Origin of the sequence: Enorma massiliensis phI (assembly GCF_000311845.1) — a bacterium.
GTDB lineage: Bacteria > Actinomycetota > Coriobacteriia > Coriobacteriales > Coriobacteriaceae > Enorma > Enorma massiliensis.
In genome coordinates, this window is record NZ_HE978574.1 from 1,487,420 (window position 1) to 1,501,690 (window position 14,271).

At 62.8% G+C, this 14,271-nt stretch carries 12 protein-coding genes; 7 read left to right on the forward strand and 5 right to left on the reverse strand.

What is annotated here, in order from left to right; all coding sequences use genetic code 11:
- Positions 1–83 precede the first annotated feature (83 nt).
- From HGEM_RS06250 to HGEM_RS06260, 3 genes are all read left to right on the forward strand, one after another.
- Positions 84–1,334, forward strand: coding sequence for a glycosyltransferase family 4 protein (locus HGEM_RS06250; protein ID WP_019128570.1), 1,251 nt, complete (start codon positions 84–86; stop codon positions 1,332–1,334).
- 77 nt (positions 1,335–1,411) lie between these two features.
- Positions 1,412–2,461 (forward strand): tryptophan--tRNA ligase, encoded by a 1,050-nt coding sequence (trpS, locus tag HGEM_RS06255; RefSeq protein ID WP_035100749.1) that lies wholly within the window; start codon positions 1,412–1,414, stop codon positions 2,459–2,461.
- A gap of 209 nt (positions 2,462–2,670) precedes the next feature.
- Positions 2,671–3,510 (forward strand): HAD-IIB family hydrolase, encoded by an 840-nt coding sequence (locus tag HGEM_RS06260; RefSeq protein WP_019128572.1) that lies wholly within the window; start codon positions 2,671–2,673, stop codon positions 3,508–3,510.
- Between the two features lie 433 nt (positions 3,511–3,943).
- Here the strand turns inward: HGEM_RS06260 and HGEM_RS06265 are convergent, their stop codons facing one another.
- From HGEM_RS06265 to pckA, 4 genes are all read right to left on the reverse strand, one after another.
- Positions 3,944–4,165 carry a DUF6485 family protein gene (locus HGEM_RS06265; protein WP_019128573.1) on the reverse strand — a complete coding sequence of 74 codons (222 nt, stop codon included), beginning with the start codon at positions 4,163–4,165 and terminating at the stop codon, positions 3,944–3,946.
- A gap of 15 nt (positions 4,166–4,180) precedes the next feature.
- The gene (locus tag HGEM_RS06270) at positions 4,181–4,504 is read right to left on the reverse strand and encodes an MGMT family protein (protein WP_019128574.1); all 324 of its coding nucleotides are present in this window, start codon (positions 4,502–4,504) and stop codon (positions 4,181–4,183) included.
- A 114-nt stretch (positions 4,505–4,618) separates the two neighbouring features.
- Positions 4,619–5,347 carry a B3/B4 domain-containing protein gene (locus tag HGEM_RS06275; protein ID WP_019128575.1) on the reverse strand — a complete coding sequence of 243 codons (729 nt, stop codon included), beginning with the start codon at positions 5,345–5,347 and terminating at the stop codon, positions 4,619–4,621.
- Positions 5,348–5,674: 327 nt separating this feature from the next.
- Positions 5,675–7,261 (reverse strand): phosphoenolpyruvate carboxykinase (ATP), encoded by a 1,587-nt coding sequence (pckA, locus tag HGEM_RS06280; RefSeq protein ID WP_019128576.1) that lies wholly within the window; start codon positions 7,259–7,261, stop codon positions 5,675–5,677.
- Positions 7,262–7,432: 171 nt separating this feature from the next.
- Between pckA and HGEM_RS06285 the strand changes: the two genes are divergently transcribed.
- Entirely contained in the window at positions 7,433–8,896 is a 1,464-nt protein-coding gene (locus tag HGEM_RS06285) for a lipopolysaccharide biosynthesis protein (protein ID WP_019128577.1), read from the forward strand.
- Between the two features lie 87 nt (positions 8,897–8,983).
- Here HGEM_RS06285 and HGEM_RS06290 read toward each other — a convergent pair whose 3' ends face one another.
- The gene (locus HGEM_RS06290; RefSeq protein WP_019128578.1) at positions 8,984–9,823 is read right to left on the reverse strand and encodes a metallophosphoesterase family protein; all 840 of its coding nucleotides are present in this window, start codon (positions 9,821–9,823) and stop codon (positions 8,984–8,986) included.
- Between the two features lie 323 nt (positions 9,824–10,146).
- Here HGEM_RS06290 and serC point away from each other — a divergent pair, with 323 nt between their 5' ends.
- From serC to HGEM_RS06305, 3 genes are all read left to right on the forward strand, one after another.
- Positions 10,147–11,247, forward strand: a complete 1,101-nt coding sequence (gene serC, locus HGEM_RS06295) for a 3-phosphoserine/phosphohydroxythreonine transaminase (RefSeq protein ID WP_019128579.1) — start codon at positions 10,147–10,149, stop codon at positions 11,245–11,247.
- Between the two features lie 255 nt (positions 11,248–11,502).
- Entirely contained in the window at positions 11,503–12,666 is a 1,164-nt protein-coding gene (locus HGEM_RS06300; RefSeq protein ID WP_019128580.1) for a phosphoglycerate dehydrogenase, read from the forward strand.
- A 236-nt stretch (positions 12,667–12,902) separates the two neighbouring features.
- Complete coding sequence (locus tag HGEM_RS06305) at positions 12,903–14,156, forward strand: DUF1015 domain-containing protein (RefSeq protein ID WP_019128581.1); 1,254 nt, start codon at positions 12,903–12,905, stop codon at positions 14,154–14,156.
- Positions 14,157–14,271: the final 115 nt, after the last annotated feature.

Sequence of the window (14,271 nt, forward strand, 5' to 3'; positions counted from 1 at the left end):
CCGCCTTTCCGGTATGATGTATCGCGTTATGCCCGCACGATGCGGGCGATGGTTATCGGACACGTCTTGGTGGTAGCGCCCTCATGGATTCGTTCTTCCCCTACATCTGCATTGCGGGCGCCGCATGTGCAACCACCTACGCCCTCGTGCCGCTGGCCAAGCGACTCGCAATCCGGGTCGACGCCGTCGACTACCCCTCCAAACGCCGCATCAACAAGACTCCCACACCGCGCATGGGCGGCGTCGCCGTGTTCTTCGGCCTCGTCGTTGCTCTCATCCTGCAGGTTATCGGTACATGGTGCTGGGGCTGGCCCTCTGCGCTCGTCTCGCACCCGAGCATGCCCGTGAACTACTACCTGCTCGCCGCCGCCTTTTGCATCATCTTTATCACCGGCGTCGTGGACGACATCGTAACCCTCAAGCCGTACGCTAAACTAGCAGGCCAAATCGTCGCTGCAGGCGTCGCCGCCGCGGGCGGGCTCCTCATCGGAAGCATCGTCAACCCCTTCGTCGCGGGCGCCTTCATCGACCTCGGCTGGCTCTCCTACCCCATCACGATCATCTACCTCGTGGCGTTCGCGAACATCATCAACCTCATCGATGGCCTCGACGGGCTCGCCACGGGCATCTCGGCAATCGCAAGCATCACGATGTTCAGCTTCTCCATCTTGGCCGGACGCACCGATGCTGCTGCGCTCTCGATCGCGCTCTTCGGCTCCTGCCTTGCCTTCCTGCGCTTCAACTTCCACCCGGCGAGCATCTTTCTCGGAGATTCGGGCGCCCTCACCCTGGGCTTTGCGCTCGGTACGGTGTCGCTGCTCTCGGTGAGCAGGACCGCTGCGCTCACATCGCTGCTCATCCCGCTCATCGTGGCCGGGGTACCCATCATCGACACCCTCGCCGCCATCGTACGGCGCAAGCGCGCGCACGTGAGCATCGGACAAGCCGACAAGGGCCACATCCAGCACCGTCTCATTCAAGAGGGCTTCGACCAACGGCAAGCAGTGCTTCTCATCTACGCATGGTCCATCATGCTCTCGATCGGTGCGTCCATCATCAACCAAGTTCGCATCGAGCTGCGCATCGTCATCTTCATCGTGCTGCTCGTCTGCTCGGCTGCCTTCGCGCTGCGCCTCCATCTTTTCGAGCCGGTGCTGCGCCACCACTACAACCCCAAAACCCATGAGGACGAGATCGTCACCCCCGACGACCCGGCCTTCACCGAAGCGAAGCTTGCCGAGGAGCGCGAGCACGAGCGCCGCCGCGAGGAGCGCCGCGAAGAACTCGAGCGCCTTCAGAGCCATCTGCGCGATAATGATGCCGCTAAAAAGTAAAGCCTCTTCCTGAGCGCGTTCGCCTACCTCGCAAAGACGCAATGTGCCGGAACGAAGATGAACGAACGGAGTCGACCATGCCCAACGAACGCAGCTACGAGACCGCCTGCAAGCGCAGTGACGAGATTCGCGCCGACCTTCCGCTCCACCCCGAGAAGTACACGATGCTCACGGGCGACCGCCCCACGGGCCGCCTGCATCTGGGCCATTACTTCGGCACGCTCAAGGGGCGCGTCGACCTGCAGGACATGGGAGTCAAGACCAGCGTGCTCATAGCCGACTACCAGGTCATCACCGACCGCGATACCACCGAGCACATCCAAGACAACGTCTACAACATGGTCATGGACTACCTGGCCTGCGGCATCGATCCGGAAAAGACCATGATCTACACGCATTCCGCGGTGCCGGCGGCCAACCAGCTCATGCTGCCCTTCCTCTCGCTGGTGAGCGAGGCGGAGCTGCAGCGCAACCCCACCGTGAAGGCCGAGATGGAGGCCTCGGGCCACGAGCTCACCGGGCTCCTCCTCACCTATCCGGTGCACCAGGCGTGCGACATCCTCTTCTGCAAGGGCAACGTGGTGCCCGTGGGGCGCGACCAGCTGCCGCATATCGAGCTCACCCGCCTCATCGCGCGCAAGTTCAACAACCGTTACGGCAAGGTATTCCCCGAAGTCGACGCGCTGCTTTCCGACACGCCGCTCCTGCCGGGCCTCGACGGCCGCAAGATGAGCAAGAGCTACGGCAACGCCATCTCCATCTCTATGACCGCGGAGGAAACGGCGAAGCGCATCAAGAAGAGCCAGACCGATTCCGAGCGCATGATCACCTTCGATCCCGAGGGGCGCCCGGGCGTGAGCGGCCTGCTTTCGACCGCCGCCATCTGCACGGGCCGCGCGCCGGAGGAGATTGCCGAAGAGATTGGCATGGGCGGGTCTGGCCAGCTCAAGAAGTATGTAACCGAAGCTGTAAACGGCTACTTCGAACCTATCCGCGAGCGCCGTCACGCCTTTGAGCAGGATCTCGACTACGTGAAAGACGTGCTCCACGAGGGCAACCGCCGCGCGAACGAGATTGCCGAAGCAACCCTCGCCGAGGTCCGCGAGGCCATGGGAATGGTGTACTAGCTAGTTGACGCTGCGCGCGCCCCAGGCGGGGAATCTTGCCGCTCACTCGTCGGGCGCGACCCCTAGGTCTACGTCCTCCTCGTTCACGGCAACCTTCCCCGCCTGGGGCGCGCTCGCTGTCGTGAACTGGACCTAAAGCCCCTTTCATGCTGGTAACCTATAACAGGGAGTCCCATTCCCAAATCGTCTCTGGACCTAAAGGAGCGCCGATGTACAAGCTGATCGCAAGCGATATGGACGAGACCTTTCTCGACGGCACCCACAGCATTCCCGCGGCGAACGTCGAGGCGCTCCGCCGCCTGCGCGAGCTCGGCGCGCTCTTTGTGCCGAGCTCCGGCAGACCCTATCAATCTATCATGGACAACTTCGCCAATGTCGATCAGTCGCTCATGGAAGGGTCCTATATCATCTCGTACAACGGCGGCTTCATCAACCGCTACGGCGATCCCGAGCCGCTGCTCGCTACCACCGGGGATCGTGCCTCGATCGAGCGCCTCTACGCATGGGGCGTCGAGCATCGCCAAGCGCTGCACCTCTATACCACGAGCGGAGAGACCTATGTGCAGTTCCTCCCACCGGAAGAGCAGGAGTATCTGAAGGGTTTTCCAGGATGCATCGAGCTCGACAATTCGGTAAGCAGCCTCGATGATTTCTTCGGCGATGAGGAGCTCATGAAGATCATCTTCATGGATATCGATTTCGATCGCTGCCGTCGGATAGGCGAGGAGCTTGCGCCCACCCTCGATCCCGGCAACGTCGCTATCACATACTCATCGAATCGCTATGTCGAATTTGTCCCCGCCGGCGTGAACAAGGGCACGGGGCTGGCGCACCTAGCCAAGCTCTTGGGCATCGACATCTCCGAAACGATTGGCTTTGGAGACGCCGCGAACGACCTCGACATGCTAAAGCGCGCGGGCCTCGGCGTTGGCGTTGCGAACGTCTCCGATGACGCCCGCCCCTTCTGCGACGTCGTACTGGATACCCGCGCCGAGGACGGTGCCCTAGCCGAGCTCGTCACGCGCATCATCGAGCCGGAGCATCGGTAACAGAACCTACCCCGCCCGCCGGCGGAACAAAACGCTCGGCAGATTGCGCGCACAGGAAGAGGCCCCTGCATCCTACGTGGACGCAGGGGCCTCTTCCTGAAGTACACCAATCGCACAGAGGGGAGGATGCGATCGAACACGCCGCGAGAGGTTTTCTCATCGCCTTTACCTCTCGGTCGTTGAGTTAACTTTAGTAAACTATATGGGCGTCGTCCAGATTCCCAGGACACCTTCATAGGTCTTTCATAAGTTAGCTAGAGCTTACCTTCTGCTTGCCGAAGCACGACGCCCCTGCGCCAAACCGCATTGACGAATTGAAGTCTGTGTATTTGCCGTTTTGGAACGCAAAACGTCCAAATTGCGACCTCGATCGGCACTTCAGCCCGGCTTAGCAGCACGTTGTAAAAGCGACCCGCCAGCCAGACGTCCAGTTTTAGGCATCCAGATGCTTCAACGCGTGCTCGGCGAAGCCCTTGTAGGTCCAATCCTGCTCATCGCCGGGCAGCAAATCGGTCGAGATGTCCTTGAAGAAGCAGGTCGGGATCTCATGCTGCTTCAGGCATTTCGCAATGCACGGCGTGCAGCCAGAATTATGGTTGCACGGGTTATTCGGGCATGTATGGTCGGTGCAGGTGCAAAACGGTACGTTCGCCATGGCTCCCCCTCTTTGTCACGCTGTGCCTGCAGGCCAGCGGCACAGCCTCATATCAACATGCGTCTCGTCTTTGAAGGCGACTCCCTCGTCCTCAAGAAGCCTTCGTTGAGCTTCAGGACCGCCGAATGCGAACCCTTCGCAGATGCTTCCATCGGCGAACACCACGCGATGGCACGGGACCTCGCCGGGGCGCGGATTGCTATGGAGCGCAAAGCCCACGTAGCGGGCCTTGCGGGGCTCGCCCACCAGGCGGGCGATTTGTCCGTACGTGGCAACCATCCCCTCGGGAATCTGCTCCACCATGTCGTACACGCGCTCGAAGAATCCCTCGCGCTCCATACGGACCTCCTCCCCCGCCCCTCAGATGAGACAGTTGTGCCAGGCATGAGACAGTTGTGCCAGGCACGATTGTCTCTGAGACAGTTGTACCTGGCACAACTGTCTCACATGCTACTAATCGGCGATGACGACCTCCGGGTTTTCCGCGGTCACGAGGGCCTTCACGCGAATCGTGGCACCCAAGTAGCGCTCCACGAGCTGAGCGAGCTCGTCAACAGCCGCCTGGCAGTCGTCAGCGCGCTCAGGCTCAACACACTCGATGATAAGGAACGCATTGCTTGATTCATCGGTAAGCGCCGTACGAACGCCATCGCGCCAGTTCCAGCAACGACACACGGCTCCCGCGTCATCGCGGTAGCACACCTCTCCGGGAAGCGTCGGGTCGTCGTGCTCGTTTGCCCCGAGCGGCAGGAACGGGTCGCCGCCCTCCGTCACGCCCAGGCGCAGATCGCCTTCAAAGGCATCGATGTCCTCCCCGCCCACAGGCAACGCATATTTGAGCGAGATGGCGTTGTAGATATCCACCGAGGGCGTGATGCTTCCCACCGGATTGCCCTTAAGCACGCGCTTGAGCAGGTTCTCGATGGAGCAGCGCGCGCCCTTCTTCGTCTTGAAGGCCCGGTAGGCCTCGCGCCAGGCACGCACCGGCTCATTCTCTGAGATAACGTCGCTCGTGATGAAGCGCTCGGCCTGCACGTTGGCTCGGTCGAGCAGGCGCTCGATCTCTGCGGCATCGTCGGCGGGAACGCTGGCCGCGGGCTTCATGCCCTCCGCGACAGCGATGCCGATCACCGCCTGGGGAAAGAGCTCCCAAAACGAATCCTCGACAACAAATCTCTTCATGTATGTCGCTCCTTTCGCAAGGCGCCCTTCGACCTGAACGCCATCAGGCACCCAAAACGAACGAACGCGCACCCGCCGACCACCTTCTTTGCCCTACGGTGTCGGCACGCACGCGCTCGCGATGCCCCATCCGGGGATGGGGCGGTATGTCGCGACCATGATACCGCAACAGACCTGATAGAAGTGATGTAAGTCACCGGCTCTGCATCATCATCGCGGATTGAGCCAGCTTCAGCGAACGACGCCCTGGCGAGACAGACTGCCTTTGCAAAATTCCCTCTGTCCTGATTTTGCATGCCCGCCAGGGCGCCGCGCGGCGTCAACTCGCTAGCGAACGCGCGTCATGCTCTTAAGGTCGACGCCCGGATAGCGCTTCTCGAAGTTCTCCTTGAACTTGGACGCGAGCTCGGCCGCGGCCCTATCGTAGGCAGCGGGGTCGTCCCAGGTGCCGCGCGGGTCGAGCAGCTCGCGGGGCACGCCCGGGCACTCGTTGGGCACCTCGACGTCGAACACGTCGTTGTGCTTGTAGCCAGCGATGTCCAGCGAACCGTCCTGAGCAGCCTTGACGAGCGCGCGGGTATGGTAGAGCGCGATGCGGTGACCGACGCCGTACGGGCCGCCCGTCCAGCCGGTGTTCACCAAGTAGACGCGCGTATCGTTCTGCGTGATCTTCTCGCCCAGCAAATAGGCGTAGACCATGTGGTCGAGCGGCATGAACGGCTCGCCGAAAAGCGCGGAGAACGTGGGCTGCGGCTCCTTGACGCCGAGCTCCGTTCCCGCAACCTTGGCGGTGTAACCCGTAAGGAAGTGGAACATTGCCTGCTCGCGGCTCAAGCGCGAGATGGGCGGCAGCACGCCGTAGGCATCGGCCGTGAGGAAGAGCACGACGCTCGGCACCTCGCCCGTCCCGGACTCCACCACGCGCTCGATGTGCGTGAGCGGGTAGGCGGCGCGGCCGTTCTCGGTGATGGAGCTATCGGAGTAGATGGGCGTACGGCTCTTACGGTCGAGCTTGACGTTCTCGGACACGCTGCCGAAGCGGATGGCGTCGTAGATATCTGGCTCGCGCTCGCGCGTGAGGTCGATGGTCTTGGCGTAGCAGCCGCCCTCGATGTTGAAGACGCCGCGGGGACTCCAGCCGTGCTCGTCGTCGCCGATCAAGAGGCGCGCCGGGTCGGCCGAGAGCGTGGTCTTGCCGGTACCCGAGAGGCCGAACAGGATGCAGGTCTTGCCGGTGTCGGGATCGACGTTGGCAGAGCAATGCATGGGGAGCACGCCGTCCTCGATGGGCAGGAGGTAGTTCATCATCGTGAAGACGGCCTTCTTGATCTCGCCGCAGTAGCCGGTACCGGCGACGACGATCTGCTTCCCGTTCATATCGAGCATCACCGCAGCGGGCTCGACGCCATCGCGGTCGCGGGAGCACACGTACGTGGGCGCCGCGAGCACCATGATGTCCGGACGGCCGAAGACCTCAAGCTCATCCTTGGAAGGACGGACGAGCATGTTCTGGATGAAGAGCGCCTGGTGCGCGCGCTCGCATACGACCATGACCTTGCGCGCATACTGACGGTCGGCGCCCGCATAGCCGCGGATCACGAACAGGTGGCGGCGCTGCGACATGTAGCGCACCACGTTCTTGCGAACGCGCTTATAGGTGGCCTCGTCGATGGGCTTGTTGGTCTTGCTGTTCCAATTCACCTGCTCGTCGGCCTCACCGGCGTCGACGATGTAACGGTTCTCGGGGCTGCGGCCGGTAAAGGCGCCCGTCGACACGGAGAGCGAACCGGTCGAGGTGAGGTATGCCTCATGGTGCGACACGGAGTGCTCGATGAGCTTCGCGGGGCTCCAGTCCACATGGACGCGATCGAAATCGCAGTTGATTCCGTTTTCCAGCAGTATCGTCTCGATCATTCGCAGTACCTTTCTAGCCCTTGGCGCGCACTCCGAGCGATCAAGTAGCCGCGCCGTCCGTAACAACTGTGTACATCGCTCAACTACACTGGTAACTGATTATAATTGACGTTCACGCGTTGTCGCACCACGACACCGTGAACGGTCATGACCCCGATGAAGAGGAACGCCGTGTCCTTGAATCCCCTCGATACCCTCCGCCTTAAGCTCGCCGAGCGTCGCGGCACGCCGGCCGCGAGCCCCTCCCGCGCTGCGCGCGCCAACGCGGGCCACCCCGCTGCGCGGCGCCGCCGCCAGCCCTACCTCGCCCGCCTTGTCAACCAATGGTGGACGCGCCTGCTCCAGTCGGTGTACAAGGGCTCCCTCAGCGAGCAGGAAGAGGAATACGAATCGCACAGCGCCTCGCGCGACTACGTGTGGAACACCATCGGAACCACCGTATGGGGCATGTCGCTTCCCATCCTCTCGATCATCGCCACCCAGCTCGCCGGCACCGAGCAGGCGGGCATGTTCTCGCTCGCGTTCTCCACGGGCATGCTGCTCATGTACGCCGCCAACTACGGCGTGCGCAACTTCCAGGTTTCTGACATCGACGAGACGCATGCCTTCACCTCGTACCAGATCAACCGCTGGAGCTCCGCCGCGGCCGCGCTCGTGCTCGGCATCCTCTACTGCACCGTGCGCGACTACCAGCCCTACATGGCAACCATCTGTGCCGGCGTGTACCTCTTCAAGCTCGTCGACGGCATCGCCGACGTTTACGAGGGGCGGCTGCAGCAGGCAGACAAGCTCTACCTCGCCGGCATCTCGCAGACGCTCCGATCGGGCGCGGTGTTTCTCATCTTCACGCTCTTCCTGCTCGTGACGCACAACATCGCCGTGGCATCCGTCGCCATGGGCATCGCCGCGGTGGCATCGCTCGTGCTCGTCACGATTCCGCTCGCGCTGCTCGAGACCGAGAAGTCACGCCGCTGGCGCATGGAGGAGGTCATCGATCTCTTCCGCCAGTGCTTCCCGCTCTTTGCGGCGCTCTTCCTCTTCAACCTCATCGAGACCATGCCGAAGCTCGTGATGGAGGGATCGCTCCCCTACGAGAACCAGATTTACTTCAATGCGCTGTACTTCCCGTCGCAAAGCATCCAGATCATCATCGGCTTCATCTATAAGCCCCAGCTCGTACGCTTGGCCAACATCTGGTCCAACCCGCGCAAGCGCCGCCGGTTCGACCTCATCATCCTCGCGATGGTGGCCGTTATCGTTGGCGTGACCGCAGCGGTGGGCATCCTCATGGCAACGGTCGGCATACCGTTCACGAGCTTCATGTACGGCGTTGACTTCGAGCAGTTCCGCTTCCTCTGCTACCTCATGGTCATCGCGGGCGGCGTCATCGCGGCGATTGACTTCCTGTACGCCATCGTGACGGTGCTTCGTCGCCAAGGCTCCGTGATGCGCCTTTACCTGCTCGCATTCGTGGCGGTCACGGCGCTCTCGCTCGTGCTCGTGAACCTCATCGGGCTCACGGGCGCCGTGGTGAGCTATCTGGCGTCGATGGCCTTCCTGCTCGTGCTGCTCATTCTGGAATACCTCAACATTCGCCGCGCCATCCGCAAGGAGCGGAACCCGTTCTCGTCATAGCGGCCGGACGCGCGCAAACGAGACAGTTTCACCCGGCACAACTGTCTCATGCGGAGTGAGACAGTTGTGCCGGGTGAAACTGTCTCACTACTCGCCGTCCTTGATGGTGCCGTACCAAACGGCTCCGTCATCGAGGCGTACGAGCCCCACGCGCCCCCTCGGCGCGCCCGCTGCCGCGGAGCAATCGATATCGATGCGATCGGCAACGCCGCCCGTCGCATCGCATGCTCCCACGGGGACCACGATGCCGCGGCCATCCTCGTTAACGCCTTCGTTTGCCATGCGGTCCGCGTAGCGCGAAAGCACGATCGACGGAGTATGGCCCACCACCACGACGGGACCGGTGCCATCCTTGCCCACGAATCCGGTCGGTTGGCCCCAAAACTCCTCGCGCGTCCACAGCAGGGTTTCCGGCAGCTGGCGCGACATCATATCGAGCAGCTGTTCTTCGGTGGCCTCCGCCGCACCGCGCCCTTCGCTCGTGTCTACTCCCGCCGTCGCCAGGTACCCGCGCGCCTCCATCGCGTCGATGCCCGCATGCGTGAGGATGTAGCGACGGCTCTCGGTCTCTGCCACGGCGAACAGCGGCAACCCGCGCATCCAATCGATGAGCTCGGCGTATTCATCGCGATCGAGCACGTCGAGGCCGGTCGCCGTAGCGAACCCGCCGTTGAGTGCCCAGGTGAAGCCATCCATCTCCCCCGTATCGAGAAGCACGTCGAGGAGCATGTTCTCGTGATTTCCCATGAGAACGTGGACGTTCGGAAGCGACCGCACGCAACGAATCACGTCGACGGGCGCGGGCCCGCGATCGACCATGTCGCCAAGGACGTAGACCTCGTCGTCATCGCCCGGGGACGCAAGATCGAGCACCTCTTCGAGGGCACGGACATGTCCGTGAATGTCCGACATCACATAAATCGCCATGGCGTCTCCTCCGTGCATCGAACGCGTGCCATGCGCGCTCGTGCCTGTATTGTACCCGCTCCGCCACCCGTTCCGCACGGCATCGCTCACGCCCGGCTGGGTTCTCCCGCAGGCCTTCGCCGCCGGTGCCCCATCCTTGCCCACCGTGCCCCGTCGCCGCCGACGCTCCGGCCTTGCCCCCGCGCCCCGTCGCCGCCGGCGCCCCTCGGGATGCCCGAAATCTCGAGTGTTTCACTGGGATTAACTGAGCGACGGTCGCGTTGCGCCGTAGGGCATATGGTAGAGTTACGAGACTCCGATATTGCATAGACAAGGGGGTTTCGGTGCAACGCGTGCATAACTTCTCCGCCGGTCCTGCTGCGCTCCCAGAAAGCGTGCTCCAGGAGGCCCAGGCCGAACTGCTCGATTACCGTGGATGCGGCATGTCTATCCTGGAGATGAGCCATCGCTCCCACGCGTTCTCCGAAGTCATCCAAGACGCCGAGGACACGCTGCGCCGGCTCGTTAGCATCCCAAGCAACTATCATGTGCTGTTCCTTCAGGGCGGCGCTACGCTGCAGTTTGCCGGTATCCCCATGAACCTCATGCGCACAGGCCGGGCGGGCTACATCGTCTCCGGAAACTTCGCCAGGCTTGCATGGCAGGAAGCGCGAAAGTATGGTGAGGCCGAGGCGCTCTCCTCGAGCGAAGAGACCGGCTTCGATCGCATCCCCGACCTTGCGCCCGCTGCGGAGCGGGCCGCAGCTGGAGACCTCGACTACGTCTATATCTGCCAGAACAACACAATCTTCGGCACGATGTTCTCCTCGCTCCCCGACTGCGGAGCCACCCCGCTCGTCGCAGACGTGTCGAGCTGCTTCCTTTCCATGCCGCTCGACGTCGAGCGCTATGGGCTCATCTATGCCGGCGCGCAAAAGAACGCCGGCCCTGCGGGCGTGACCGTCGTCATCGTCCGCGACGACCTGCTGGGCGAGGGCCCGGCGCTCGCATGCTGCCCCTCGTACATGAGCTACCGCACGCAGGCGGACAAGGACTCGATGATGAACACGCCGAACACGTTCGGAATCTACCTGTGCGGCAAGGTGTTCCGTTGGGTCGAGAACGAAGGCGGGCTCGCCGCCATGGAAAAGCGCAACCGCCAGAAAGCGAAGACGCTCTACGACCTGCTCGACCGCAGCGAGATCTTCGTGCCCACGGCGCAGCCGGAATCTCGCTCCATCAGCAACGTCACCTTCCGTTGCGCCACGCCGGAACTGGACGAAGCGTTTATCTCCGGTGCTCGCGAGCGCGGCATCGAGGGTATCAAGGGGCACCGCCTCGTGGGCGGCATGCGGGCGAGCATCTATAACGCCGTTTCCCAAGCATCCGTCGACGCGCTCGCAGCCTACATGCAAGAGTTCGAGAAGAGCCGTCGATCTAACTAGGCTAGCAGCCCCGGCCCGCAAGGCCGCTGCTAGCCTCCTGGCAGGATTCGCCCGCCGCGCCACCACAGGTCCAGCACCCCCTGCACCCAACGTGGCCCCCGCTCTCGAATTCCCGCCGACTTGTACGCGCGTGCGCAGGGTTCAGGGCGTGTCTCCTGCGCGAGTTCCGCACGAGCCGGAGGCGCCAGCGGCGCCTCCGAGCGAGCAGGACTGCCCGAGCGCAGGAGACACGCCCTGAACCTGACGGGAGCACTCATGCGAAACATCAAAATCATCGATGACATCACCAAAGACGGCCAGGTCACCTTCGGCGACGGCTATGCCTTTGTCGACGACACGGCCGAAGCCGACGCCATCCTCATGCGGTCGACCGACCTTCACGGATACGACCTGCCCGCGAGCATCCGGGCCATCGCGCGCTGCGGAGCCGGTGTGAACAACATCCCTATCGACGATTACGCGAAGCGCGGCGTCGTGGTCTTCAACTCTCCGGGCGCTAACGCGAACGCTGTCAAGGAGATTGTGCTCTGCATGATGGTCCTCTCGAGCCGCGGCGTCGTGCAATCGATGGATTGGGTACGCCAGAACGCCGACGACCCCGATATCCTCACCCACGCCGAGCATGTCAAGAAGGCGTTCGTGGGACGCGAGCTCAAGGGCAAGCGCGTGGGCGTGATCGGCCTGGGCAACGTGGGCTCCAAGGTTGCCAACGCCTGCGTCTACCTGGGCATGGATGTGTATGGCTACGACCCCTTCATCTCCGTTGAGCATGCCTGGGAGCTCAGCCGCGACGTGCAGCGCGTGGGCACCCTCGAAGACCTTTGCCGCGGTTGCGACTACCTGACCCTCCACGTGCCCAGCAAGGCGGACACCGTGGGCATGATCGGCACCGACCAGCTTGCGCTCCTCGCTCCCGGCGCGGTGCTCATCAACTTCGCACGCGAGACCATCGTTGACGAGGATGCCGTCGACGCCGCCCTCCATGAGGGCAGGCTCTCGTGGTTCGCGACGGATTTCGCCACGCCCAAGACCGTGCTCATGCCCAACACCTTCATCACCACACACTCGGGCGCCGGCACCGAGGAAGCCGAGGCCAACTGTGCCGATATGGCCATCTCGGAACTGAAGGACTATTTGGAGAACGGCAATATCGCGCACTCCGTGAACTATCCGAGCTGCTCCATGGGCAAGGCGCGCGCGGCGAGTCGCATTGCCTGCCTGCACGCGAACGTGCCCAACATGATCGGCCAGATCACGGCAATCCTCGCCAAGGACAACGCCAACGTGCAGCGCATGGTCAACGAAAGCGCCGGCGAGAATGCCTACACGATGTTCGACACCGACGAGCATCTCGAGAGCTCGACCATCGATGCCCTCAAGCGCATCTCGTCGATGTACCGCGTCCGCGTTATCAAATAGCTGATATCCCTTGCCCGCATCGAATACAGCGCCGTAAGCCGTCCTCTTCGAGAGAAGGGCCGTTGGGTTCCGGGGGCAGCGCCCGCGCTCCCGGAACGTCCGTGACCGGCTGCGGCAAGCACCCAATAGCGAACGAACTGTTCCAAGCGCCGCATCAACCATGTCAGCAAAGCGCCTACATCCGTCACGGTACAATAGAGCGGCCATCGTTTCCGCATGATTTGAAAGGGCCTACCATGAAGGTCTTACCGTTTCCCTGCACGCGACCGGCCCCGGAGGTTGCAGCCGAAGTTGCCGCCCCACCATACGATGTCTTTGACCGCGACGAGGCAGCGGCCTACGTGCAGGAGCGGCCGCTCTCGTTCGTAAACATCGATCGGCCCGAGACGCAGTTTCCCCCAAGCCAAGACATGTATGCGCCCGAGGTCTATGCGCACGCGGCGGAGCTTTTGCGCGAACGCATCGCCGACGGCACCTATCTCTATGATGCGGCGCCCTGCTACTACCTCTACGAGCTGAAGCGCGCGGGTCGCGCGCAGACGGGCATCGTGGCCGTATGCTCCGTCGCCGACTACGAGGAGGGCCGCATCAAGCGCCATGAGCTCACCCGGCCAGACAAAGAGCAGGACCGCGTCGACCACATCGAGGCGCTCGGCTACCAAACCGGCCCCATCTTCCTCGCCTACCGAGACGAGCCGGTGCTTCAGTTCATCTTAGACGCCGTGAAAACCGGCAAGCCCTTGTACCACTTCACCGACGAGGAGGGAATCGAGCAGACGGTCTGGCGCGTCCATCGTCCCGAGAGCATCGAAGCCATTCATGCCATGCTCGATCGTATGCCGAGTCTCTATATCGCAGACGGCCACCATAGGACCGCTTCGGCCGTCCGCGCCGCCCACGACCTTCGCAGCAAGGCCCAGGCAGAGGGCACCTACACTGGCAAGGAGCCCTTCAACTACTTCCTCTCGGTACTGTTCCCCGCAAGCCAGCTCACCATCCTCCCCTACAACCGTGTAGTCGCCGACCGCGCGGGGCTCTCGCCAGCCGAGCTCATCGAGCGGGTGCAGGCAGCAGGCTTTCAGGTCGAAGAGCATACCGGCCCCGTCGAACCCGAGCAGCCAACCGTTTTCGGCTTGTTCAGCGCTGGACGCTGGTGGAAGCTCTCCTGTTCGCCCGAGCTCTTGGCAGAGGCGCAAAGCGCGGGGCCTGTTGCGGCGCTCGACGCATCCATCCTCCAAGAGCATCTTCTTGAGCCGATCCTGGACATTGGGGACCCACGACTCGACGAGCGCATCGCGTTCGTAGGCGGCATTCGCGGGACGACGGAGCTCGAAGAGCGAGCAGGCTCCCTCGGCGTAGCCTTCACCCTGCATGCAACAAGCATGGACCAGCTCATGGCGGTAGCCGATGCCGGGCTTCTCATGCCGCCGAAATCAACTTGGTTCGAGCCGAAGCTCAGAAGCGGCCTGTTCTTACATCGCATCGCTTAAGAAAACGCTGCTGCACCTCGCGTGATGCGTGGGGCCGGCCCGCCTCTCGCTCAAGCCCGCCGGCGCCGGCCATCCCGCCCGTATCTCGGCTTTCCGCCCGCGCCAGCCACCACGC